Below are 23,276 nucleotides of genomic sequence, written 5' to 3'. Positions count from 1 at the left end.
GTTAGGTCGCCAATTAACTAAAATACTCTCAATACATACACAAAGCTTTGAACACCGGGAAGATCTTCACCCACTTCATTAACCAATTGATCTCCTGAAATTCTGAGAACTGTCAAAGCGTCATCTCCATCAAAAGTAACTTGTGTCTCATCTGAAAACCAAGTGCCTGTGGCAGATGTAGTTCCTGTACAATCAGCGTTAAATTGATTGCTTGTAATCGTGGTAATGGCAATATTGGATTGTTCATATGTCCAAACAAGATCACCATCGATCAACAAAGTCCCAGAAAGGCAATCTAGTTCATCCATTAGGTTTGTAGACGCTGTTCCATCCATATTTAAATCCTGTCCTACACTAACATTTACTTCTACTAAATCCCAAAGACCAAGTACATCGAAGTTTGGAGGGACAATCCCTTCAACTCCATCATCAGTATTGCAAGAAACCATTAATAATAGGGATGTAAAAAGGAGTGCGGTTTTTTTAATTCTTTTCATAATATCAATTCTTTTTCGAAACATTTTTTTGTAAAGTAAAAACAATTTAGTGAATATTCTGTGGAATAGGCTTACAATACCTATGCATGAGACGCTTCTAGTCTTGTTTTGCCCATAATTCATTACATTTAAGTGAACATAAAATAACCCTTAAAATGGCCAAACACTTTTATTTTTCTTTTTTCGCACTTCTTTTTTTAACTGCCCTCCACAATTCATACGCACAGCATGAATTTCTTATTGGAGATGCTTTGCCAGATGCACCTGAACTTACGGCACGCGGAACCTATGGAGTAGGAGTCCAAACAATAAATTTGGTGAACAAAAACCAACTTGATGTTTTAAGCATTAAGGATGGAAAAGGAAAAATGTATGACCGACCAATAACAATCGAGGTGTGGTATCCGGCTCTTGTTCCAGATGGTGTTGAAGAAATTGAAACATATACGCAAGTGTTAGGTAGAAATGGGACGGAGGACCGTCCGGTAATTCCTTTTACATTTAATGGAAGGGCCTTAAGGGATGCCGTTGCCATAAAGGATAATGGAAAGTACCCCCTTGTTATTTTGTCTCATGGTTACGTGGGATCACGGTTTTTATTCACCTATTTAGGAGAAAACTTAGCTTCAAAAGGCTATGTGGTCGTTTCCATTGACCATACAGATTCTACCTATAAAGATGCTGCCAATTTCACTAGTACATTGGCAAATAGGTCATTGGACCAACTATTTGTCCTTAATGAACTAGATAGACTTTCAGCTGCTGGAAGTGGCAGTTTTTTAACAGGCCTAGTAGATACTGATAATACCGGGCTTATTGGATACTCAATGGGAGGATACGGCGGCCTCAATACATGCGGGGCGGGATATAGTTCCGGTGCCTTAGGTTTTTTTAAAACAATGACAGGAGGCAGCGATGCATTAAATAAAAGAGGGATGGATAGCGAAGCTTATAAAAACTCCATCGATCCAAGAATCAAGGCGTTTGTTGCTTTGGCACCTTGGGGCATGGCAAATGGTATTTGGGATGCAAATGGATTGGCAGGCTTAAAGACCCCTACGCTTTTTGTAGCAGGTAGTGAAGATGACATATCAGGGTATGAAAAAGGCATTAAAGCTATTTATGAAGGCGCTGTAAACAGCGACCGCTATTTATTGACTTATATAAATGCTAGACACAATGTAGCGCCAAACCCTCCAGCATCTGCAACCATGAAGCCTGGGCTGCATATAGATGAATATTTGAGGTACGCGGATTCCGTTTGGGACATGAGGCGAATCAATAATGTTAACCAGCACTTTATCACGGCATTTTTAGGCATTCATTTAAAAGATGCGGATTATCAGGAATATTTGAATGTTGAGCCCGATGCAAATACGGGAAATTGGAAAGGTTTTAAGCCAAGAACTTCTATTGGTATGGAATTGCTCCATTCAACTCCTGCTATAGACTAATTTCTAATCAAAAAGAATGAAGAGAAGAGACTTTATTATAGGAACTGGCGCAGCTGCGTTAACGGCTGCATCTTACGGAAATATTCTTGGGTCCAATGATAAAATAGGACTTGCAGTAGTAGGAGCGGGGAGACGTGGCAGATGGGTACTCGGAGAAATGTTGAAGACCAATCAGATAAGGCCAATCGTATTCTGTGATGTATGGGATGAGCAAGTAAAAAGAACAGTCGATTATTTGCAGTTAGGTAACATTCCAATGACCTATGATTTGGAAGAGGTGCTCACCAATGATAATGTTGATGCGGTGTTATTGGCCACACCTGACCACTTGCATAAAAATTACGCCATTAGAATTTTGGCCGCAGGAAAACACCTTCTCCTGGAAAAACCTGTAACCTTGCACTATAACGAAGGCCCCATGCTAAAAGAAGCGGTTGCAAATAGTGGGGTGGTGTGTCAAACTGGGACCCAACAGCGCAGTGGACAAATGTATCAAAGAGTAAAAGAAGAATTCTTTGGAGGTTCTAAGAAATTAGGTGATATGGTCTTTGTTAGAGCTGTATGGAGCAATTTTGGCTGGCAAAGGCGACAACTGCAACAACAACCTATGCCAGAGAACTTTAAATGGGATACCTTTCTTGGACCCTCCCCAAAAATGGACTATTACTGGCCAAGATACGATGGTTGGCGCCATTACAAAGAATATGGTACAGGAATCCTCTCCGATCTTTTGACCCACTGGGGTGATGTGGCACAATGGATGATGGACGATACGGACCCCATAAATGCCGTTACAACTGGTGGCATCTATCACCTAAAGGATGATAGGACCAATCCAGATACCGTAAATACGATCATTAAATATAAAGGAGGGTGGAACTTTACTTTTGAATGTAGTGTGATGCCCGTTAAAAACCAGCATGATTCTGTTCTTTTTCATGGTACGGAAGGGCAGTTAGAACTTTTTAGGGCCGGATACATCTATACACCACACAAAGGTGAAGCAGTTGTTTTTAAAAATGATGAAAACCTAACCAATGCCCATGTTAAAAACTTTTTTGATGCCATTAAAACTGGAGCGGGGCTTACCGCACCTATTGATGTTGGCCTAGATGCCGTTAAACCATCTCATTTAGCTGCTGCATCATATTGGTCCGGAAAAAGAATGCAGTTCAATGCAAACCAGACGGGCATTATTGAGGTTATGTAAGGTTATAAACAAGTGCAATCTGGATTATTTGCTTCAGCAGTAGTTCATCGATAAATTAGGTGATGGCACACTAAAAATACTGGTCTTTTCGTTAGTGCAGCATAACCCCATAACTTTAGTATCATGAATGGACTAACTAGAATAATCCATACATTATTACTTGCTTCTTTCGCTTTTCTGTTCTTACAGAGTTGTAGCGAAGATGGCATAACATCAGAAAACGATGTAGAATTAACGCAAACCGAATTACAAAATATTTTGGAAACCGATGAAGCTGCTGGTGCCGTAGATAGCGTTTTGGCAGAACTTTTTGCCAATAGCGCAGTTGCAGGAAAATCTTCAAATAAAGCCAACGATTGTTATTCGGCGGAGTATTCACAAACAGGTTTTGTTGTTACGTTTAACAATTGTGTTCTCAATGGTACAGAAAACATCAATGGCAGTCTAACGGTTACATATCAAGTAGGTAACGAAACTGCTGCATTTACAGCAACCTATGCCGATTTTTACATTGGAGACATCAAAGTCAACGGAACCAGAAATTACGTTTTGACAAGTAGTCTTGAACAGAACACTATTTCATTTACAGTGACCAGTGAAATGTCAATTGAAATGGAAGATGAAAGTATTATTTCTGAAAGTGGAACCAAAACCTTCAGTTTTACTTTTGGTGAAACTTTGGAAACCAGTGTATTCAGTTTGTCCGGAAATTGGCAGGTGCAAGCAAATGGAAACACATATATCGTAGAAACCGTAAACGATTTAACCGGCAATCTTACTTGTGCAAACCTAACAGGTGGGAGCATGCTTGTAGCTAAAAACGGTCTGATCATCACCGTAGACTTTGGTGATGGCACTTGCGATAACCTTGCTACCATAACCATGCCCAACGGAAATACCCAGGAAGTTACATTGTAGTTTAAAACAATGATCATTATACAAAAAGCACCGATGAATCGGTGCTTTTTTTTGTTGCTTAGGGTTTGTTCTTTCATAAAAGAAAAAGGAATTAGTAATATTATTTTATCTACTGTAACTTTAGGTTCCCGAATTTTATCCGAATTCTCTTCCATAATTGAGAAACCGAGATAAGGCTAACAATGATTACATATGATTGAAGATTTAGTACAGAGTCAACAAGCCTTTTTTGAATCACAACGAACAAAGAGTGTTACTTATCGCAGACAATTTCTAAAACAGTTACAAAAGGAATTGGTCCTTAAAGAAGATGCTATTTGCCAAGCCTTGTATACAGATTTCAAAAAACCAAAATTTGAAGCACTTGCAACGGAAACACAACTGGTACTTTCAGAATTAAAGCACATCTTAAACCATATTGAATTTTGGAGCAAACCCGTTAAGGTCAGTTCTACATGGACGAATTTCCCGTCTTCAGATTGGATACATTCAGAGCCGTATGGCAATGTATTGATCATAGCCCCATGGAATTACCCATTCTTATTGACCATCTCACCATTGATAGGTGCTTTAGCTGCGGGCAACACGGTAGTACTAAAGCCCTCAGAGTTAACTCCTGCAACTTCCAAGGTCATTTCAGAAATCATACAGAAAGTGTTTCCAAAAGAATATGTCTGCGTTGTTGAAGGTGGAATACCTGTATCACAAAAGCTTTTGTCCAAAAAATGGGATTATATTTTCTTTACCGGCAGCACGCGAGTGGGGAAGATTGTTTACAAAAGCGCAGCTGAACACCTTACTCCGGTTACTTTGGAATTAAGCGGAAAAAACCCTTGTATTGTGGATGCGACCGCATCTATTAAGTTAGCTGCAAAACGTATTGTTTGGGGCAAGTTTTTAAACGCGGGACAGACGTGTATCGCTCCTGACTACATTTTGGTTGAAAAAAGTGTGAAAAATGAGTTGGTTGAAGCACTGAAGAAAAATATCCGAAAATTTTATGGAGACCAGATTGAAAAATCAAAGGATTTTGCACGAATAACCACTGATAGCCATTACAACAGATTAACAGAATTGCTTAATGGAGCAAATATTCTTTTTGGAGGTACTTGCTCTAATATGGAACGTTTTATTGAACCAACATTGGTGGATGAGCCGGATTTTGATGGCGATTTAATGAAAGATGAAATTTTTGGACCCATACTACCAATCATTTCATATGATTCGGAAGAAGATATAAAGAAGTATATTACTCAACATGAAAATCCATTGGCACTGTATGTGTTTTCAACCAGTAAAAAGTTCCAGAAAAGAATAATAGGCAATTATGGATTTGGTGGTGGGGTAATTAATGATACTGTAATGCAAATAACCAATAAAAGATTACCATTTGGTGGGGTAGGGCAGTCAGGAATTGGAGGGTATCACGGTAAACACTCCTTTGATTTGTTCTCACACAAAAAAGCCATTATAAGAAAGCCAAATTGGATAGATATCCCAATTCGCTATGCACCTTATAACATTCCCATAAAATGGGTAAAGAGAATAAAGCACCTTTTCTAAGCGAATAGATTTCCATAAGATGCTTATTTTTCAATACCTTCCAAATCCAAAGCTTTTGGTAAACTCAATCTATTGATTGGGCCTTTGCCTCTTAACCAAGGTTCACTGAAAAGGCTAAGGTGTTAAATGTTATACTATTCCTAATCAAAAGTTAAACTGTTATATTGTGATAGTAATAGTATTATCTTTAAAATATTCCTACAAATATCATAAAACAACAGAATCATGAGTACTAAAAAAGACAGTGGCAAATACAAACTTTTGGTGTTAATAGATTTATCACAAGCCTCTGAAATTGCCTTGATCAATGCTATACAATTAGCCAAAGTAATTGACGGAAGGGTAGAGGTTCTATACGTAAAAGCTCCAGCAGATGTTGTCAAACATGAAAATGCATTGTCTGCAATGCGGACCATACATCAGGATAGTAGGTCCACTAAAGCGCAGTTACAAGAGTTTATTGAAGGAATAAGCGCTAAAGAAGAGTATCCCATAACTTCGAGAATTGCATACGGTAATATAAAAAGTTCAATTAAAGAGCATCTATCTGATTCACAGCCAGATATAGTAGTTTTAGGAAAGCGAAAGTCTAAGTTGACCAATTTCCTTGGGAAGGGTATTACTGAATTTGTACTGAGTGAGTGCAATGTTAATGTACTAATTGTTGGTGAGGACCATAAATTACATTCTTTTAAAGATCTTTCTTTAGGTATTTATGGCAATAAAGTTGAAGAAAGCAACCTTGGGGTCATTAACGACTTAAACAAACAAACCACAAAACCCTTAAAACTTTTTAGTGTTCGAGGTCCTCAAGATGAAGCTATTGAGGAGGAATCCAGCACAAAGGAAACCGTTTCTTATGTGTTTTCTGAAGGAGCAAATGCCTTGGACGGCCTGGCTTCTTATGTACTTAAAACCAATACACAGTTGTTTTGTATCACCAAAAAGCAAACGAAGGGATTATCGTTTCAGCCAGATTCTGCAAGACAAATTGCCAAAAAGCTGGATATTCCCGTGTTGATCATGCAATAGGATTTTTAGAAAGGAGATCATTGATAGCTCTTTTTAAACTCTAGGGGTGTTTTACCCGTTTTTAACTTAAAAACCCTAGAAAAATAGGCATAATCCTCGTAGCCAAGGGTTTCTGCAACTTGGATCAAAGAATTACCCGAGTGCACAATTAGACGTTTGGACTCTAACAAAACCCTTTCCGTGATTAATTCCGTTGTAGTTTTGTTTAGGGTTGACTTGGTAATCCTATTCAAATGTTTTGGGGTAATATGCAATTTATCTGCGTAAAACTTTGCCGATTTTTCCGTTTTATAAAATTGCTCAATAAGATTTTCCAAAATTTCCAAGGTTTGCAAATAAGTAGATGAAAGAACCTTTTTTATAGGCTCATAATTTGCATAGTGTCGCGTCAGGTCAATATAGGTAAGGTTTACAAGACTACTGAGCTTTTGTTTTTTATATGTAAAACTTTGTTGGTACTCCGTATTGATTTCTTTAAACCGAGCCGCAACATTAGAAATTGCTTCGGGTACTAATGTAAGATCGGGCGGGTTTTTAAGTGAGTAGTAGAACGGAAATTGAGTCAGTTTTCTGTTCAGAAAGTAAAGCTCATAAAAGTCTGGGGTATGAAAGAAAATATAACCCTCTGGAGTACTGTTGAAGTTCCAGGAATGTGTCTGACCCGGTTTTAAAAAAAATACGCTCCCGGGCTGAATAGGATACGCGTTAAAATCAATTTCATGAACGCCGGAACCCTTACAGAATAATACACAGAGAAAAAAATCGTGCTTGTGGGGCTTATGAATGATTTGTGCATTTTTTTTTAAATGTAACTGTAAATCATTGCTGTAAAAGTCTGATAGTGATTCTTCTTTTTCAAACTGCTCAATATGTAGAATTGGAATATGCTGCATAGAATGTAATGTCCTAAAAGTACAAAAAAAAGAGTTAATTGTGTTAGTATAGAATATAGATGTATCATTACATTTGCGTAGCAAATATAGATGGATATAGGGTTGTTTTTCAAAGTATACCACATTCAGCCGTAGTGCAATAAAGAGTGAATTATGAAATTTTTAAAGGGAACTAAATTGTACAGCATTCTCACCGGAACATGTCCGGTTTGTCAAAATGAAATCATGTATACTGAGCAGAACCCGTACAAGCTTTCCAGTACTTTAAAAATGCAAGAGCGCTGTGGTCATTGCAATACAAAGTATAAGATAGAACCTTCTTTTTTTTATGGAGCTATGTATGTAAGCTATCCTGTTGGTTTGGCCTTTGCAAGTTTTGCATTTGTGATGTCTTATCTGGTTTTTAATTTAAGTTTGATTATGACATATGGGCTAATTGTTGTGATCATGTTTATGGCATTGCCATTGATTCTTAGGATTTCTAGAAATATATGGATCAATTTCTTTATGACGTTTGAAAAATTAAAGTCAGAACCAAAAGCATAGCTTTTATTTTGCTGAGGAGGAGAACAGTTGGATAAATGAACTGGGAGTAAAGAATAAAGTGGAATGGGAACTTGTATATATTCTATTTTACATAATATAAATTATAGTACAGATTGGTTTATATGTGTTTCTGATTCAACACCTTAGCTGTAAGCTATAATTCTATTATGTAAAATATCCCTTGTATTTATAGCTTTTAAGCGAATTACCAACAGGGTCATCAGCCTGTTTAATTTACGTAGCTTCAATATTTATACAAAGAAAAAACTTTTTAGATAATTTCAAATTCTTAGAGAATCCCAGCGAGAATCCTTTCGGCTGTATCTATAATTAGTCGTTATGTAAAATTGCCGCACAGCCAATCGCTCGATTGCTTTTTAAAAATAAACGCTTTATGGCGTTCATTTCTAAACACAATTTGCCATCGCTTGGCCAGCGCCAAAAAAAGCAAAACTTTTAGATTCTTTTGAAATATGCGATTTATGAAAAACTGCCTACCAACAAATTTTTCAGGAGATTCTCAGCGGCTTGTCGCAACAGCTAAAAATTACTCTGCGAGATAATTTCTTAGCCCTTGCTAACCTCTCGTCTTGTTTGAAGTTTTTCACATTATGTAAAATAAACTACTACTAAGGAAGTTCTATAAGGTATTAGAATTATGTTCACAAGAATTAAAACCTCAAGTTTACTAATTCCTAATACTGGCTAATCAGCTGAATTGCTCTTTCTTCCCAATGCATTATCAAACTTTTTGATTGTCAAAACCACGTAATATTCTAGTGTTATTTAAAGTGTGAAACTATTAATGGGAAAAACAAGCCCATACCTTTCGATATGGGCTCTTAAGTCCATATTTTGTAATACGAACAGTAGTACGCAAGATTGATATACGACTTCATTGATAGTATGAAATCATCAGTCTTAATGGTTAAATTGCTATTAATGTTATCACTATCATTTTTCATTAATAATTAACCTTCTCTCCTGTCATAATAGATTTTCAAAGCCGCCTGCTAAACTTTTAATTTAGTGCGTAACTTTATGAAAATTCTTATTATTTTAGAGTAAATGTACTCGAGAGGTTCCGAAGATGGTTATTTTACCATTTTTATATCCTTCTCCTCCATAAAGATGTTGAAAGATAATAATAATATGCGTAAAACTACGATAAAGCCTAAAATTGTATTGAACGAAAAGGACTTAAAAAAAATACCAGAAAAGGCATTAAATGAAAAGAACTTACTTAAACTTAAGTTAATAAATAATGAAATAAAAAATATACCTAAGGAAATTGAAAACCTTAAAAGACTTGAAACATTTGATATTTCAAATAATTCAATAATACATACATATACAAAGTTATTTGAACTTCAAAAATTAAAAATTTTAAATCTTAATAATAACCGTATTAAGGGCATACCTAGGCAAATTGGGAAGCTAAAAGAGTTGAAAAAATTACAACTATCGAACAACCTGTTAAAACAATTGCCAAAAGAAATTGAGAAGCTTGAAAACCTAATAGAATTAAATATATCATATAATAAGTTTGAAACCTTTCCTGAAGAAATTTTTAAATTAAAACAGCTAAAAGTTATATGGATGGGAGGTAATTTTTTTGAAATATTACCAATCGAAAAATTACTTACCGAATTACCTCTTTTAAAGAATGTTTACACATACAGTAATATAAAATACCATAACACTAAAGGTTTAATTGACGATAACTATGTTAGATTATCTAAAATAAAAGGGAATAACTATTCTATTTTCAAGAAAAAACCAGAGGAAATAATAATTAATGAGGTTAATAATACTTTAAAAAGGATTACTAGTTATATAATGAAAGGGCAGTTAAAAAAATTCTTTCAGTCTGTTGCAAATTATGAATCACTTTTTCAACACAATGAACTAAAAAGTATCTACAATTTGCAAGCTCAATGGAATATAGTTGAAAATCAAACTTATGCCAATATCATAAATAAGGAGAACGAAACAATTGAAAAGAATAAAATTATCAATGGATTATTGAGTATAGTTTTGAAATAATAATGCTAGTTAATTTTTGGACCAAAAACTCTAATCGCACAAGCTTAACCGATATTCAAGATCTTTAGTTATTTTAAGCAGCTCTCTTTGATAAAACCCTTCTTCCAATATCCCTGACATTTTATCCTTGTAAAGGCTATTATACTTAAATGCAATAAATCTGGCATCTTTTATATAATCCGTGTAGCAAACTTGAGTTAATTCGTGAAATTTCTTGATTGCTTTAAAAGTTTCAGCCTTGAAAATCAAACTTTCGACTTCTGTAACTAGTTCTTTACAATTTTTATCTTTATTTCCTGTAGTACTCTCTGTAATATTTTCTACATTAATAGTGCTATGACTATTTTCTATGTTATATTTTTCAATAAAAGTCTTGATTTGTTCAAACTCCAATTCAGATTTTACCAAAATTTCATTACCGTCATCTATAAATTCAGCAGATTTGCATACAAAGTAATCTGGACTTAAAAATTCAATTTTATTGATTATAGGTCTTTGTTTATGATTAAATCTATCAACTCGTTCAGGTACTTGCTTAAAGACGTGAGATAAAATGTCAATTACATTCACGTATTCATATCCTCGACTCGCTTTCCCTTCTAAAGCTTCTATTATCACTTCAGTGAATAGACTGTTCTTCGATCCAGGTAAAATCACGGATTGTTCGTCATCATCGCAGGAAGTAATAAACACTTTTCCTTCTCCACTATTTAGTTTTTTTAGTAGTTCTATGTTTGAATTAACTAAACCATTATCAGGGCTCTTTAATTTTAATAGTGGTTGTCCAGGTTGAAGCATTCCTGCAGCATGGCAACAATCAAGCATTACCAATAGTTTCTGTGCGGAAATATTATCAACGGCTTCGGAAAACTCAGTACCACTTACCATTGTTTCTGCCCTGTTATTTTTATCAAAACCATTAGTTAACATGTAATAATTTTCTTTTATGGTATTATCTATTTCATCGGCGTAAATTCCTCCATGGCCAGAATAATATATAATTACCGTTGCATCTTGTATCTGTGAGGTCTTCTCTGCTAATTTCTCTAATGCTTCGAGCACTTTAATTCTATTGGCCCCTGATCCTGTTAATAATTGGATATTCTCTTCATTATATGCGGCTTTGGTAGGATTGCTAAGTATTTTTGCCAAAGCTTGGGCATCTTTAATGGTCACAGGCAAATCAGCTCCAACACCTATAAGTAATGCAAACGCGTTATCTAAATTCATTTTGGACGTATTAAATTCACTTTTTGACATCAAATATTGTTTCAAGGCATCGGAAGTGTAATCGGATTTTAAAACAATTTTAACTATTTCTTGTTTGTCAGATTCACTCCAGAATACATTATCATTTTTTTCATCCTCGTCATTAATATCCAAATATTCATGCAATTCTGGAATCGTATGTAGCAATTGTAATATTTCGGTAGAAAACATTTCATTCTTTGTAATTTCTTCATCAGACAGCTCATCATTTTTTAATCGAAGCATAATACCCAATAAATCCAAAATCCCATTTAAAGAGGTCTTAGCCTTTTTTGCTTTTTTGAGCTTATCAAAATCTGGAAAGACTCCTAAAGCTTTGTTAGCTTTTAAAATTCCTTTTCCATAATACCTCGCCCACTCATCATAAGTGGTCTTATCAGCAGATTCAAAAAGTGCATGCTTAACAGCCTCAACCTTTTTCCATTTTTCGTTTGGTGATTTGATGCTTGATTCTATTTCATCTTTGTAATAACTTAACCAAAGTGCAGCCGCAGCAGCCACCTGAGGTGTAGCCGTAGAGGTTCCTCCTCCATCGAAACGATAATAAATTTCCTTTTCGGCTTCATTCATGGTTGGCCATGGAGTGTTTGGTGTGTAGGCCGCTATTGCGCTTTTCATGGCTCTTTTCGGGCCAAAATTTCCTTGCATGGTTTCGCCACCTTCAGATTTCTTTGATAACTGGGCATCGAAAACATATGGCTTGTGGTTAGAGGTTGCACCGGTTGCAGCAATAACCCTTTCCCATCGTGCAGGGTACAAAACCTTTTTAGGTAGAAGCCTTTTTCCCCCTTTATTCCAACTATTACCGGCAGCTGTAACTAAGGTTATACCTGCATTGTAAGCTTTATTTACTGCTTTAGCCCATTCTTTAGTTGGTGCCCCAGCCATTGACATGCTAATTACGTCACATTCTCTCTGTATTGCATATTCAATTGCCTTTACAAAATTTTGAGACCTAATCAACGCTACAGTATCCGAAATTCGAATAGGAATAATTTCTGCGAAAGGAATTCCACCGAAATAACCTTTATATTGATGTCCGTTTGAACTAAAAGTTATTGTTTTACCAGCCAAGATACTCATGGTTGCTGTTCCATGTCCATCCTGTTCTGCGAAAGTGTCATTAGTTGTGTCTATCGCGCTTTTACCGATTTCGCCTTTAACAAAACTAATTCCTTCATCCAAATGTTCTGGAAGTGCATCATGACCAGGTTGATAACCAGTGTCTATATGTGCAATTTTAATGTATTTTTCCTTTTGGATTTTTTGTTTCACCTTTTCATGGGCAATAGCTAATTCTGAATACTGATCATGTAAATGCCAGACAAACTTATCTGTTATTTCAGGTGGTAATGGCCAAGTGTCCAAATATTGAGGTTTATCAGATTTCAAAATTGGTTTTTCTTGGAACTCCGTTTCAAAAAGTTCCTCATCAATCTCTGGCTCGACATAATAATCTAACTTGTTTTGATTCCTATAGTTATGGGCTTCATCCCAGGCATTTAAACCATCTTTCTGTAATTCTTCGCTAGGAGAAAATGGGTCGCTTTTTGTGTGAAGCTTAGGTTTATCAATAATTAGATTAAACTTTTTCATATCTTTTAAAAATTAAAATATATGTTAGTAAATTATGATTTTGGTTCTAAGTCACTTTCCTTTAAAGCCACAATATCCTCAAAGCTAAAATTCTTATTATTCAATAAGTCATCACCAGTTGAAATTTCGATTAAATTCTTATAATTAGGAGTTTTAAAGTATCTTATTTCTTTTATTCTTACCCCTTCTTGAAGTAAAACTAAAGCCACATACTTTATGAATTTAATATCAACAGTTCTATCAGCAGCTATTCTGTTTGTAGCAGATCCATTCCAATCTCTCCGTACTGGATCTTTATCAAGGAATGGTGTCCTATTCAGCGCTATTCTTACTCTATCCGAATCAATTTTTTTACGATAAAAACGAATTCTAATTTTATGATAATCAACATATGTGGTATCCTGCTTTAGTACATTATGAATTCTTGCATTAGCTTTAAAAGCTTCATTAAGTGTCAACGAATCAACATTTTCACCTAAACTTTCTGGTGTCCAATATAAAATTTCGAAATCTTTGACTCGTTTCCTAAAATTTTCTAATTTGATTAAATTTATTTTTTGAATGCTATCAATTTCATATTCAAGGCTTTCTTTTTCCAATTCTTTATTTTTAACTTCGTTTTCAGCAATTTCTTTTTCTTCATTAGCTTTAATTAATGCTTTATCTGCTTCATCAAACTTTTTGTATGCATAAAACAACAACGCAAATGCAATTAACATGGGAATAAAGGTTAATAGATAAGTGACTTTCCTTGCCTTTTTCCTATTCTCACTAACGCTATTAAGTAAATCTTCAAATTGTTCTTTGCTCTCTTCCATTACTTATTTATTGTAAATACTTTTGGAATATGAACCACTCTGGATCATTTCTAAAAAAATGTGTTTTTGGTCCCATGAAAGCTAAAAGTTTATTGCAAATTTTAGCGTCAGTTTTTTCCTTGTTGAAATTATTATAGCTGGGAATTGATACCAAAGCAATTGGTATACCTGCTATCGATAAAAAAATGGCGAATTGGTCAGGACGAGTAAAATAATAAACCCCTAAACCTATAAATATTAAAACAATACTCAGTCCAATTAAACAATCTCCTTTTTTCTTATAAGAACTGGCTTCTTTTTCTGAAGAATTACGTAGACTTTCTATTTGAGTTTTTTCAACTTTATCAATATGCTTTGTATTGTCTTTTTCTGGATTGGCAATTCTTGAGACTAAATTAATTAGATTTCTAGCGTTTGCGTTATAACTTGTTTTATAGTCTCTAGAATCGACCTCGTCTTTAGTCTTTTCTAACTTGTGATAATAAGCAGAAATAAATTGAATATCTATTCTATATTCTTCAATCAAATCCATTACTAGCAATGCGTCAATAGCCTCACGAAATTCTCCTCTATTAATTTTCTTATTAATTTCTTCAAGTTTAGTGTTCATAACCTTTAAAAATCAATTTTTTTAGCTTCTTAGCATTTTGAATTTAAGTGTTTCAAATAAAAAATTTTACGAAAGTTAGTTGTTAGTAATAGTCAATTATATACCCAATAAAGGGTATTTTTTAGGGGCGAAAACAAAAAGGAAGTAAGTCAATAATTTGGAGTATTTAAATATAAAAAATAACTTTAAAAATTCATTATAGGAAAACCTTAGAAATTCTGAGGTTTTTATATCATTTCGCACACTTTTTCTTACAAAACTGCGTGTTTTAAGAAAAAAAGTGTTCCATTACCTTTTTAAAAGAAAGTTTTTAGAAAGAAAAAAATCAAAGAAGAGAGTAACAACTTTCGCTTTTAATCAAAGCTCAAGTTACATAACGCGGTACATTATGGAACAAATTGTTTCATTTCCATAATAAGCCATTATGTAAAATTGCTTTGGAAGTCATTTCTGGGTTAAATAACCTTACTGTACTCTTTAATTTGCCTCTTACACTAGAATAAATGAGGCACTATTGCTCAGGCACAAGGCGTATAAGTCTACCGGGGCCCTCTGCCAAAATATAAAGATAACCGTCAACACCCATTTGTGCATCACGTACCCTGCCTATACCATCTAATAGCGTTTCATGGCCAACGACTTCATTGCCATTCATCTTTAAACGATGGAGGTATTCGAATTTAAGCGAGCTGACGAACAAGTCATTTTTCCAATTTCCATAAAAATCCCCTGACACAAATGTCATTCCACAGGGAGCAATAGAAGGAGTCCAGTAGTACACGGGCTGTTCCATGCCATCCAATGCTGTAAGGTCTGTAAATGTGGTTCCATCATAATTGATACCGTATGAAATCACGGGCCAACCATTGTTGTTGCCTGCTTCCAAAATATTAATTTCATCACCTCCTTGAGGCCCATGCTCGCCTTCCCAAAGCGCTCCAGTTTCTGGATGCAGGGTCATTCCTTGAGGATTGCGTGTTCCATAAGTGAAAATTGAATTGACCGCTCCCGATGTATTATAAAAAGGGTTGTCGGTTGGAATCTGGCCATCGTCATGGATGCGGTGTATTTTTCCGTGAGCATTGTCCAATTCTTGAGGGTAGGCATCTCTATTTCCGCGATCACCAACGGAAACATATAAATAGCCATTGCTATCAAATACCAGTCTTGAGCCATAATGGTAATCACTATTGAGATATGGAAGTGCCGTAAAAATGTTCTCCGCATCAACCAGATTATTTCCTTCAAGCCTAGCTCTTACCACTGCGGTAGTTCGTTCTGAAGAATTATTGGGGTTTACACGGGAATAAGATAGATAAACAAATGCATTGCTTTCAAAATTTGGATGTATCAGCACATCCAACAATCCGCCCTGCCCTTGCGAAGCAACCTCTGGGACGCCAGTAATTGCTATCAATTGCTTATCGTTCCGTACCAAAAATAGCTCTCCTCCACGCTCGGTTACCAAAATTTCACCATTGGGCAGTTGTTCTATCCCCCAAGGAATGCCCGGAATTTCATCTGTTATGGTTTCCAATCGGAAGGTAAGATCATCGGATGAGATCAAGCCTGACAAATCGGGATTCTCCTCCTCCAACATCGCTTTGGTTTTTCCATCAATCTCGGTAAGTATATAGTTGGTCAAATCTTCGATTTGTTGTGCACTTAAAGCCGATTCGTATGCTGGCATACCATTGCCTGCATACCCATCCGTTATGGATTCTATGATATCTTCCAGAGAATTGCCGTAGGTCCATTCGCGTTCAACAAACGAGCCCAGGTCTTGTCCATGGCAACCTCCACATTGATTTCTATATGTGAGGGCAACATCTGGCAAATCAACGATTTCATTGTCTGGATCAATTTCTTCTTCGGGCGACACGGGTTCCAGCGAATTGTTACAGCTCAACAGAATGGACAAAAGAAACAACAATACCAATTTCGGTGTTGTCTCTAACCATTGATAAGCGTTCTTTAATTGTAAAGCTATTTTGAAAAACAGATTTGAGGTGTGTGGGGCCATAATTATCCATTTTAGCACTTAGTGTATCAACGTTACATATATATGTAACGTTGACAATTAAAATAAAGTATTGGGTTGGGAAGTCAAAATGATACTGATTATCAGTAGATTACTACCAAGCACCTATGAAACTTTATCCGAGTTTTATGGTTTGGGTCTAAGATCCTCTATTACCTTCGCATCTACCCAAAAGATATCTACATTTTCGTAATCGGATGAACCCACATTTCTATTGAAGAAAAGATACTTTCCATCGGGGGTTACAAACGCTGTTGACTCCCAAGCTTCTGTATTTATATTACTTCCTAAATTAATGGCCTCGCCCCATGAACCATCTTTCTGTTGAAAACTGATATAGAGGTCAGAATCACCATAACCGCTCTCTCTTTCGCCATCCCATATAATATAGGACTCATCAGGTGCAATGAATGGATGGGCATTATATTTACCAGTGTTAATCTCTTTGCTAAATGGTTTTGGCACTTCACGCTTGCCGTTAATTAAGCGAGAATAACGAATAACACCATCTCCATCTTCAGAACCTACTTCATCAAAAACAAAAGTGCCTTTGGATGAAGACGTAAGACGCATAATGCGAATGTCTTCGAAATAAGAACCAAGGCTTTTCACTTTAGACCAACCTGTCTCGGTACGTACCATATATTTCTTTCCCAAATGCATGGTCCTACCATCTGGTGCAAACACTGGTCTGCCTATTCTGGGCATTACATACGACTCGCTCCACCGATTTTCTATATTTTTAAAAACAACCAATGCGTGCTTTTCATAGCTACCGCCATTCCTATTAAAGTAAAACTCTTTTAAATCTGGCGAAAAAAACCCACTCAGTTCTCGGTGTTCTGTATTAACAATTCCGGGTGCAAAAGGTATAGCGGTGAAACCAGGTGGTTTTTGCCCTAAATAAAGACCTCCCAATACGGGTTTATTCAGTTGTGCCAGCCAGCTAATACTGCGAACTGCGGTCATAGGGAATGCAGTTCCATGATTTCCGTCAATCACTTCTTTTAGTACGGTTAAACCGTCATCTCTTCTATCATTTAATAGTTTAATAAATTCATCGATAGGCTCCATCTCTTCTTCCAATGAACCATATGAAATAAAAACATTAGCATTAAGGCTCGAGTTTCTATTAGACGCTTCATAAGGTCCGAATTTCGTATTGAGTTCGGATAGATATTCAACTTCATTTTTAATGGATGGACTGCCAAGAATGTAATTGTTAAAGGTATCCGGTTGAGACAATAATATGTAAGCACCAAATTCACCACCCATTGAATAACCAAAATAGGTGCGACTGTTTGGGTCAGTGCGATACGTATTGTCAACATAGGTAATAACATCATTTCGAATGAAAGCTAGGTGATTGCTAGCCTGTCCAAATTGATATTTTGCTTGAATTTCAGGTTTATTTGATTTACGAAAACTGTAATCTCGGAACCGACTAACATGTTCTCCTACTTCTTTTTTTAGGTCTCCATTTATGTCTTTCTGCCATGAAATTCCAACTAGAATAACGTCTTCCAACATGTATTCTGTGGAACCAGATAACATCTCAACATGCCACATTGCATCTGTATAGTAGATTACTGGGTATCGGGTGTCCTTATTTTCTGAATATCCTTCCGGCAACTTAATATAAAGCTCGTATTGTTTATTGCCATTAGTATCCATTATTGGGACAACCTGAATCTTTGGCAATTCAAAATTAGAGGTTTTCGCTGCCTTTGCATCATCTTTAATATGATTCTCCTGGGCAAAGAGCGTATGGAACGCAACTGTGGCTAGTACTAGAAATAACTTAAATTTTCTCATTTTTCTGTTTTAGGTCTGAGTGTTTCAATAATCTTTGCATCCACCCACATTCTATCATAGGGTGGGCTGCAACGGGGGCAATACGAAAGATATTTTCCATCTGGCGTTACATATCCTCCGCCGTCCTCACCATCTGTATTTATCTTATCCCCGAAGTTAATGGCTGCTCCCCATGAACCATCTAACTGTCGAAAACTGATATACATATCACTATCGCCATATCCACCTTCGCGCTCACTATCCCAGATAATGTAGGATTCATCCGGAGCAATGAAAGGGTGAGCCGTCCATTTACCAGTATTTATCCTTGCATCAAAAGGTTTTGGTGCTTCACGCTTGCCATTTATGAGTCGTGAATATCTAAGAATACCACTTCCATCTCTAGTGGCTTCATCATAAACCAAAGTTCCTTTGGAAGAAGCTGTCAAACGCATAATGGGAATCGTGTCAAAAGGAGCTCCAAGACTTTTTATGGCCGACCAACCGGAGTCGGTTCGTTCAATATATTTGTCTTTCGAATACAGAACATCTCCGCCAGTATCATAAAACTCGTATTTCTTCCAGGCTCTGTTTTCCTTACGAAAGCTTATTACAATAGGGCGAAGGGGTGTCTCCAAAGTAGAGATTAAGTAAAACTCTTTCATGTTTGGAGCATTCACACCTCCTAGCTCCCACCCTTTTTGTGACATATTATTTAATTCAAGGAGTTCAGCTTCCATACCTGGTGGATTTAACCCAAAATAAGTGTCTTCTGTAGACAATGGATTGCTTTCACTTATATTTTGATTTTTGGAGCCACAGGCACTTAAAAATAGCACCCCTATAAACATCAAAATAAAATACGTTTTTCTCATCTCTTAGATCTTGATAATAATTGTTATTTCTTTATAAATGCAGGTAATATGGACTCTGCAATGATTTGAAGGGTACGGTTATCATTGTTATGAGCAGTAACCACAATCATTAAATCGAGTTCTTCAATCAAGATGATATACTGGCCTCCACCGCCCTGGGCAGATCTGCTGAAATAGGTTTTATCGCCGTATTTCAAATCTGCAGACCACCAGTAATACCCATACCCTTGCTTAGAAACATCTTTGCCACCACCATAGACATCATCATCACCGGTTAAGAGAATCCTGCTGGTTGCTTTGGCGAGAAAAGCTTCCGGAACTAGTTGTTCACCATTCCATTTGCCCTTGTTCATAGCCAAAGTGCCCCATTTGACCATATCCCGTGATGTCATGTTTGTTCGCCAACCTGCTTCTGGTAAGCCACTAGGCTGTGTACGCCAGACGTAATTCGTGATGCCCATTTTATCCAGAAGTTCATTTCTAATAAAATCCTTTGCCGATCCGGGTACGACAGCTTCAAGAACCTGCATTACCAAACCAGGACCAGTGCCGTATAAAAAATGTTGAGACGCTGGGGTTATAGGCGCACTATGCTCCAAAATAGCTTGGACTTGCTGCTGACCTTTTATCTTGCTGGGGTCTTTTCTAAACTCTTCCCATTGTTCCTCTGGTATACGGATACCAGTGCTCATGGTCAACGCCTTATGTAAAGTAATCAGCTCTACCCCTTCGACAAATTTTGAAGGATCCAACTCTTTTAGAAAGCTAACTAATGGTTTGTCTAAATCGTTCATGGTCAGATATCCCATCTGGATTGCACGACCAAGTGCCATAGAGGTATAGGTTTTGGTAGCTGATGCCTGGAAGTGGGGCAAATCGATTCTCCCTCTTAAATAATAGGATTCAAACAAGAGCTTGCCCTTATGCACAATAAGAAAACTGTCGAATTTACCATCATTGTTATCAGTAATCTCTTGAGCCAGCTTGAGAACCACCGCTTTATTACCACCATCGATGCCTAATTCACCTACGGGGATACCGTCTTTTCTATCAGTTGGCGCTGCATCGATAAAAGCTTCTTTGAGATAAGGAATATCTCGGAAAGAGAGTTCGGCCTCGGTAGCTGTAGCCTCCGGTGCGCGATGACCATTTTGTTGTGCAAAGACAGTGTTAAACGACAGAAAGATTATGAGCATTAGAAATTGGGTAGTTCTCATTTTCTATTTTATTTAATGGTTATAACGTTTGAAATTTCCAGGCGTTCAGATAACTTCATTTTGTGAGGTGTCCATTAGCTATTTTTAGCCATGCAGGACTTGTAGCATTAGCTATAATTTTTTTTACTGAAGAACCATCCTTGTCCATAATGTAAATACCTTTTTCTCCATCTCTAAGTGATGAAAAAATTAGTTGAGAACCATCAGGGGACCATGATGGATACCAATCATCAAAATCATTATTTGTTAATCGTTTTTGATTAGAACCATCTATATTCATTACATAAATTTCATGATTTCCATCTCTGTAAGACATAAAAGCGATTTGCTTGCCATCTGGTGAAACTTCAGGATGTTGCTCTTCTGCTTCATTATGTGTCAACCGAATTAGATTATTACCATCAATATCTGCTATGCTTATCCAGCTTTTTTTATTTTCCGAGTGAAAGACTATTCTACCATCTGGTGTAAAATAAGGGCCACCACCTTTTAGTGATTTTATTTGAGACAATTCACTACCATCAGAATTCATAATCCAAAGTTCTTTTTGCCAATTATTATCTGAATCTTTATATGCTCTTGAAAAAACAATTTTTTTACCATCAGGTGACCATGCTGGAGAATTATCCCATTTGTTTTTTGCATGAGTTAATCGTTTTCTATCCGTACCATCACTATTCATTGTATGAATAGACCAAGTCTTCTTTTCATCATATTTGTGATAAAAAGCAAAGTGTTTTCCGTCAGGAGACCAAGCCAAGTAACCACCATTTTCATTTGTACTTTTAATACTTGATTTACCTTCTATATCCCTTAAATAAATTTCTACATGGCCAGTTTCTTTTGAATTATAAGCAATAGCATATGATGCTGATTTGGGTATTTCACTATTCTGGCAATAAGTAATAAAGACAGATAGGAAGGTTAAAATGAGTAAGATTTTTACGTGTTTCATGTACTTAAATTTCATGTTTACTTTCTTATAGCCAATATGATTGCTTTTCTGTTTAAATCATTTCTTGTTACTACTACATAAAGAAATAGCTCATTTGTCTGCACCAATTGTTTTTCATGGCATTTGTTATACAAAAGATGTATTTTTCTCTCATGAATTCAATCTAAATTTTGCCAACTGCTCTATACCCTAATGAACTGCTCTAAGGGGCGGATTGTAATGATTATCTTGCACCTTTAACCGCATCAAGACAAGCTTGAGACATCTACTATACTTTCTTTTCATATGTCCCGTGTTATTGGTAACCTCTTGTTCTCAAAACAAAGAGCCCTTTTTTACTCGATATAGGACGGTATTTCAAATAGGAGATCAACCCGAATGGGCAGCCAAAGACTTGAATGCTAGACACTGGGAAAATCGCATAGCATTAGTACCAGATGGTCAGATTTTCTGGTCAAGAACGAAAATCGATATTCTAAAAGCTCCAGAAACATTAAAACCTTATGGTCTTCGATTGGAAGTCTATGGTGAGTATGAAGTATTTTGGGATGGCGTCTTAATAGGTAAAAATGGGAACCCTGGTCAGGAAGCAGATTTACCCCCGGAGGGTAAATTGTGGACTACCTTTACAATACCTGCCCATTTGACCCATGCTGGCGAGCATGTAATGGCGTTGCGCTTGAGCAATTATTATTATCCTGACCATATTGGCAATTACGGTCTCAAGATTGATTATTACGATGATCTATTAACCGACCGACTCATTCAAAACTCATACATGCACATTTTTGCTGGAGCCTTTCTTATTACCGCTATCTATTTTCTTTTTCTATTCTTAGGGAATAAAAAAGAATACCCTGCGCTTATTTTTAGCATCAGTTGTTTGCTCTTTTTTGGTTTAACAATGACCCACTTTGTGAAAACGACTGTGCCGATTCATTATAGCTTGCACGTTATTCGCTTAGAAGTTATTACGAGCCTAATGTTCGGTATTTCATTTTTAATTCCACTCTATTTTTCCATGCAGTTCCCCTACCCCAAATGGAAACTCTTCTTAGGTGTTTACACGGCTATTCTTTTGTTTATATTCTCTATTGAGCACCACTTATTTGATTACACCATATTAAATATGACGCTAAGCTTATTGCTGTTTTCCCTATGCATAGCAGTTTTTGGGATTTACAAAAAAGCAAAAGGTGCTCTTCTGGTGTTGCTCACCTTACTCCTTTGTATATTCATTCGCCATTATGTTTCATTAAACATTAGTCTTTTCACAGGTTTTAGTCTAATTCTGCTTAACATGTTGTACTTGCTTTCCCTACGAATCAAAGAACAACGATTGGCCTATGAAAATTCTTTGGTCCAATCCACACGACTACGTTTAGAATTGCTTAAAAAAAATATCCAGCCCCATTTTCTAATGAACACGCTTACTTCGTTAATAGATTGGATAGAGGAATCCCCTAAGAAGGGCGTTCTGTTCATAGAAGCCCTAGCCAAAGAATTTGATCTTTTGAATCAGATAGAAAATAAAACATTGATTCCAATAACTCAGGAAATTGAACTTTGCCGTACACATTTGGAGATTATGGAGTACCGCAAAGAAGTGAACTATTCCTGGGAAGAAGAGGGTATCCATACCAACGAAAAAATACCCCCAGGAATTCTTCATACTTTATTGGAAAACGGAATTACGCACAGTTTGCCGCTAAAAGATAACAGTATTACATTTAAGTTGATTTTTGAGTTGAACGATCAGTACAAATCCTATACATTTTTAACGTTTGCCGGTGCAGTGCAATCAGAACCAAGAAATAGGGCGAACGGTACTGGGTTTAAATATATTAAGGCGCGACTAACAGAAAGTTATCAATCAAAATGGGATTTTACCTCAGAACCTACTGGTCACGGTTGGAAAAATACCATAAAATTATATTCTTAA

General features: G+C 36.3%; 18 protein-coding genes. 8 read left to right on the top strand and 10 right to left on the bottom strand.

The genetic code is table 11. The features are described 5' to 3' along the window. Nucleotides 1–17: 17 nt before the first annotated feature. Complete coding sequence (locus DKG77_RS11815; RefSeq protein WP_133248455.1) at nucleotides 18–497, bottom strand: hypothetical protein; 480 nt, start codon at nucleotides 495–497, stop codon at nucleotides 18–20. Nucleotides 498–652: 155 nt separating this feature from the next. Between DKG77_RS11815 and DKG77_RS11810 the strand changes: the two genes are divergently transcribed. The 5 genes from DKG77_RS11810 (at nucleotide 653) to DKG77_RS11790 (ending at nucleotide 6,674) form a co-directional block, all read left to right on the top strand. Next, nucleotides 653–1,951 (top strand): alpha/beta hydrolase family protein, encoded by a 1,299-nt coding sequence (locus DKG77_RS11810; RefSeq protein ID WP_109663220.1) that lies wholly within the window; start codon nucleotides 653–655, stop codon nucleotides 1,949–1,951. A 16-nt stretch (nucleotides 1,952–1,967) separates the two neighbouring features. Further along, the gene (locus DKG77_RS11805) at nucleotides 1,968–3,161 is read left to right on the top strand and encodes a Gfo/Idh/MocA family protein (protein WP_109663218.1); all 1,194 of its coding nucleotides are present in this window, start codon (nucleotides 1,968–1,970) and stop codon (nucleotides 3,159–3,161) included. Between the two features lie 123 nt (nucleotides 3,162–3,284). Next, entirely contained in the window at nucleotides 3,285–4,079 is a 795-nt protein-coding gene (locus DKG77_RS11800) for a hypothetical protein (protein ID WP_109663217.1), read from the top strand. Nucleotides 4,080–4,271: 192 nt separating this feature from the next. Next, complete coding sequence (locus tag DKG77_RS11795) at nucleotides 4,272–5,642, top strand: aldehyde dehydrogenase (RefSeq protein WP_109663215.1); 1,371 nt, start codon at nucleotides 4,272–4,274, stop codon at nucleotides 5,640–5,642. A 225-nt stretch (nucleotides 5,643–5,867) separates the two neighbouring features. After that, on the top strand, nucleotides 5,868–6,674 hold the full coding sequence (locus DKG77_RS11790) for a universal stress protein (protein WP_109663213.1): 807 nt from the start codon (nucleotides 5,868–5,870) through the stop codon (nucleotides 6,672–6,674). A 17-nt stretch (nucleotides 6,675–6,691) separates the two neighbouring features. On the opposite strand, the gene DKG77_RS11785 is transcribed toward DKG77_RS11790, so the two are convergent. Beyond that, complete coding sequence (locus DKG77_RS11785; protein ID WP_109663211.1) at nucleotides 6,692–7,567, bottom strand: AraC family transcriptional regulator; 876 nt, start codon at nucleotides 7,565–7,567, stop codon at nucleotides 6,692–6,694. Nucleotides 7,568–7,720: 153 nt separating this feature from the next. Between DKG77_RS11785 and DKG77_RS11780 the strand changes: the two genes are divergently transcribed. Next, nucleotides 7,721–8,113, top strand: a complete 393-nt coding sequence (locus DKG77_RS11780) for a DUF983 domain-containing protein (protein WP_109663209.1) — start codon at nucleotides 7,721–7,723, stop codon at nucleotides 8,111–8,113. A gap of 1,131 nt (nucleotides 8,114–9,244) precedes the next feature. Next, nucleotides 9,245–10,159: a leucine-rich repeat domain-containing protein gene (locus DKG77_RS11775; protein ID WP_165819388.1), complete on the top strand. Its 915-nt coding sequence runs from the start codon at nucleotides 9,245–9,247 to the stop codon at nucleotides 10,157–10,159. Between the two features lie 30 nt (nucleotides 10,160–10,189). Here DKG77_RS11775 and DKG77_RS11770 read toward each other — a convergent pair whose 3' ends face one another. From DKG77_RS11770 to DKG77_RS11735, 8 genes are all read right to left on the bottom strand, one after another. Further along, nucleotides 10,190–13,024 (bottom strand): S8 family serine peptidase, encoded by a 2,835-nt coding sequence (locus DKG77_RS11770; RefSeq protein ID WP_109663205.1) that lies wholly within the window; start codon nucleotides 13,022–13,024, stop codon nucleotides 10,190–10,192. A 32-nt stretch (nucleotides 13,025–13,056) separates the two neighbouring features. After that, nucleotides 13,057–13,842 carry a hypothetical protein gene (locus tag DKG77_RS11765; protein ID WP_109663203.1) on the bottom strand — a complete coding sequence of 262 codons (786 nt, stop codon included), beginning with the start codon at nucleotides 13,840–13,842 and terminating at the stop codon, nucleotides 13,057–13,059. Between the two features lie 7 nt (nucleotides 13,843–13,849). Further along, nucleotides 13,850–14,452, bottom strand: coding sequence for a hypothetical protein (locus DKG77_RS11760; protein WP_109663201.1), 603 nt, complete (start codon nucleotides 14,450–14,452; stop codon nucleotides 13,850–13,852). A 511-nt stretch (nucleotides 14,453–14,963) separates the two neighbouring features. Then, nucleotides 14,964–16,475 (bottom strand): PQQ-dependent sugar dehydrogenase, encoded by a 1,512-nt coding sequence (locus DKG77_RS11755; RefSeq protein ID WP_109663200.1) that lies wholly within the window; start codon nucleotides 16,473–16,475, stop codon nucleotides 14,964–14,966. Nucleotides 16,476–16,619: 144 nt separating this feature from the next. Then, nucleotides 16,620–18,308 (bottom strand): alpha/beta hydrolase-fold protein, encoded by a 1,689-nt coding sequence (locus tag DKG77_RS11750; RefSeq protein ID WP_109663198.1) that lies wholly within the window; start codon nucleotides 18,306–18,308, stop codon nucleotides 16,620–16,622. After that, nucleotides 18,305–19,162, bottom strand: a complete 858-nt coding sequence (locus tag DKG77_RS11745; protein ID WP_207785453.1) for a PD40 domain-containing protein — start codon at nucleotides 19,160–19,162, stop codon at nucleotides 18,305–18,307. Before DKG77_RS11745 ends, DKG77_RS11750 begins: the two co-directional genes overlap by 4 nt. A gap of 23 nt (nucleotides 19,163–19,185) precedes the next feature. Continuing rightward, nucleotides 19,186–20,379 carry a serine hydrolase domain-containing protein gene (locus DKG77_RS11740; RefSeq protein ID WP_109663196.1) on the bottom strand — a complete coding sequence of 398 codons (1,194 nt, stop codon included), beginning with the start codon at nucleotides 20,377–20,379 and terminating at the stop codon, nucleotides 19,186–19,188. 55 nt (nucleotides 20,380–20,434) lie between these two features. Then, the gene (locus DKG77_RS11735) at nucleotides 20,435–21,334 is read right to left on the bottom strand and encodes a TolB family protein (RefSeq protein WP_165819387.1); all 900 of its coding nucleotides are present in this window, start codon (nucleotides 21,332–21,334) and stop codon (nucleotides 20,435–20,437) included. A gap of 256 nt (nucleotides 21,335–21,590) precedes the next feature. On the opposite strand from DKG77_RS11735, the gene DKG77_RS11730 reads away from it, so the two are divergent. After that, nucleotides 21,591–23,276 (top strand): histidine kinase, encoded by a 1,686-nt coding sequence (locus DKG77_RS11730; RefSeq protein ID WP_133248454.1) that lies wholly within the window; start codon nucleotides 21,591–21,593, stop codon nucleotides 23,274–23,276.

The sequence above is a fragment of the Flagellimonas aquimarina genome, from assembly GCF_003149745.1.
Classification (GTDB): Bacteria; Bacteroidota; Bacteroidia; order Flavobacteriales; family Flavobacteriaceae; genus Flagellimonas; species Flagellimonas aquimarina.
The sequence above is the reverse complement of the archived record's forward strand: the minus strand, read 5'-3'. Positions and strand labels throughout refer to the sequence as shown.

What these genes read in the sequence shown, in the direction of transcription:
- DKG77_RS11815 (WP_133248455.1), bottom strand. Translation starts at nt 497, where the DNA reads ATGAAAAGAATTAAAAAAACCGCACTCCTTTTTACATCCCTATTATTA.
- DKG77_RS11810 (WP_109663220.1), top strand. Translation starts at nt 653, where the DNA reads ATGGCCAAACACTTTTATTTTTCTTTTTTCGCACTTCTTTTTTTAACT.
- DKG77_RS11805 (WP_109663218.1), top strand. Translation starts at nt 1,968, where the DNA reads ATGAAGAGAAGAGACTTTATTATAGGAACTGGCGCAGCTGCGTTAACG.
- DKG77_RS11800 (WP_109663217.1), top strand. Translation starts at nt 3,285, where the DNA reads ATGAATGGACTAACTAGAATAATCCATACATTATTACTTGCTTCTTTC.
- DKG77_RS11795 (WP_109663215.1), top strand. Translation starts at nt 4,272, where the DNA reads ATGATTGAAGATTTAGTACAGAGTCAACAAGCCTTTTTTGAATCACAA.
- DKG77_RS11790 (WP_109663213.1), top strand. Translation starts at nt 5,868, where the DNA reads ATGAGTACTAAAAAAGACAGTGGCAAATACAAACTTTTGGTGTTAATA.
- DKG77_RS11785 (WP_109663211.1), bottom strand. Translation starts at nt 7,567, where the DNA reads ATGCAGCATATTCCAATTCTACATATTGAGCAGTTTGAAAAAGAAGAA.
- DKG77_RS11780 (WP_109663209.1), top strand. Translation starts at nt 7,721, where the DNA reads ATGAAATTTTTAAAGGGAACTAAATTGTACAGCATTCTCACCGGAACA.
- DKG77_RS11775 (WP_165819388.1), top strand. Translation starts at nt 9,245, where the DNA reads ATGTTGAAAGATAATAATAATATGCGTAAAACTACGATAAAGCCTAAA.
- DKG77_RS11770 (WP_109663205.1), bottom strand. Translation starts at nt 13,024, where the DNA reads ATGAAAAAGTTTAATCTAATTATTGATAAACCTAAGCTTCACACAAAA.
- DKG77_RS11765 (WP_109663203.1), bottom strand. Translation starts at nt 13,842, where the DNA reads ATGGAAGAGAGCAAAGAACAATTTGAAGATTTACTTAATAGCGTTAGT.
- DKG77_RS11760 (WP_109663201.1), bottom strand. Translation starts at nt 14,452, where the DNA reads ATGAACACTAAACTTGAAGAAATTAATAAGAAAATTAATAGAGGAGAA.
- DKG77_RS11755 (WP_109663200.1), bottom strand. Translation starts at nt 16,475, where the DNA reads ATGGCCCCACACACCTCAAATCTGTTTTTCAAAATAGCTTTACAATTA.
- DKG77_RS11750 (WP_109663198.1), bottom strand. Translation starts at nt 18,308, where the DNA reads ATGAGAAAATTTAAGTTATTTCTAGTACTAGCCACAGTTGCGTTCCAT.
- DKG77_RS11745 (WP_207785453.1), bottom strand. Translation starts at nt 19,162, where the DNA reads ATGAGAAAAACGTATTTTATTTTGATGTTTATAGGGGTGCTATTTTTA.
- DKG77_RS11740 (WP_109663196.1), bottom strand. Translation starts at nt 20,379, where the DNA reads ATGAGAACTACCCAATTTCTAATGCTCATAATCTTTCTGTCGTTTAAC.
- DKG77_RS11735 (WP_165819387.1), bottom strand. Translation starts at nt 21,334, where the DNA reads ATGAAACACGTAAAAATCTTACTCATTTTAACCTTCCTATCTGTCTTT.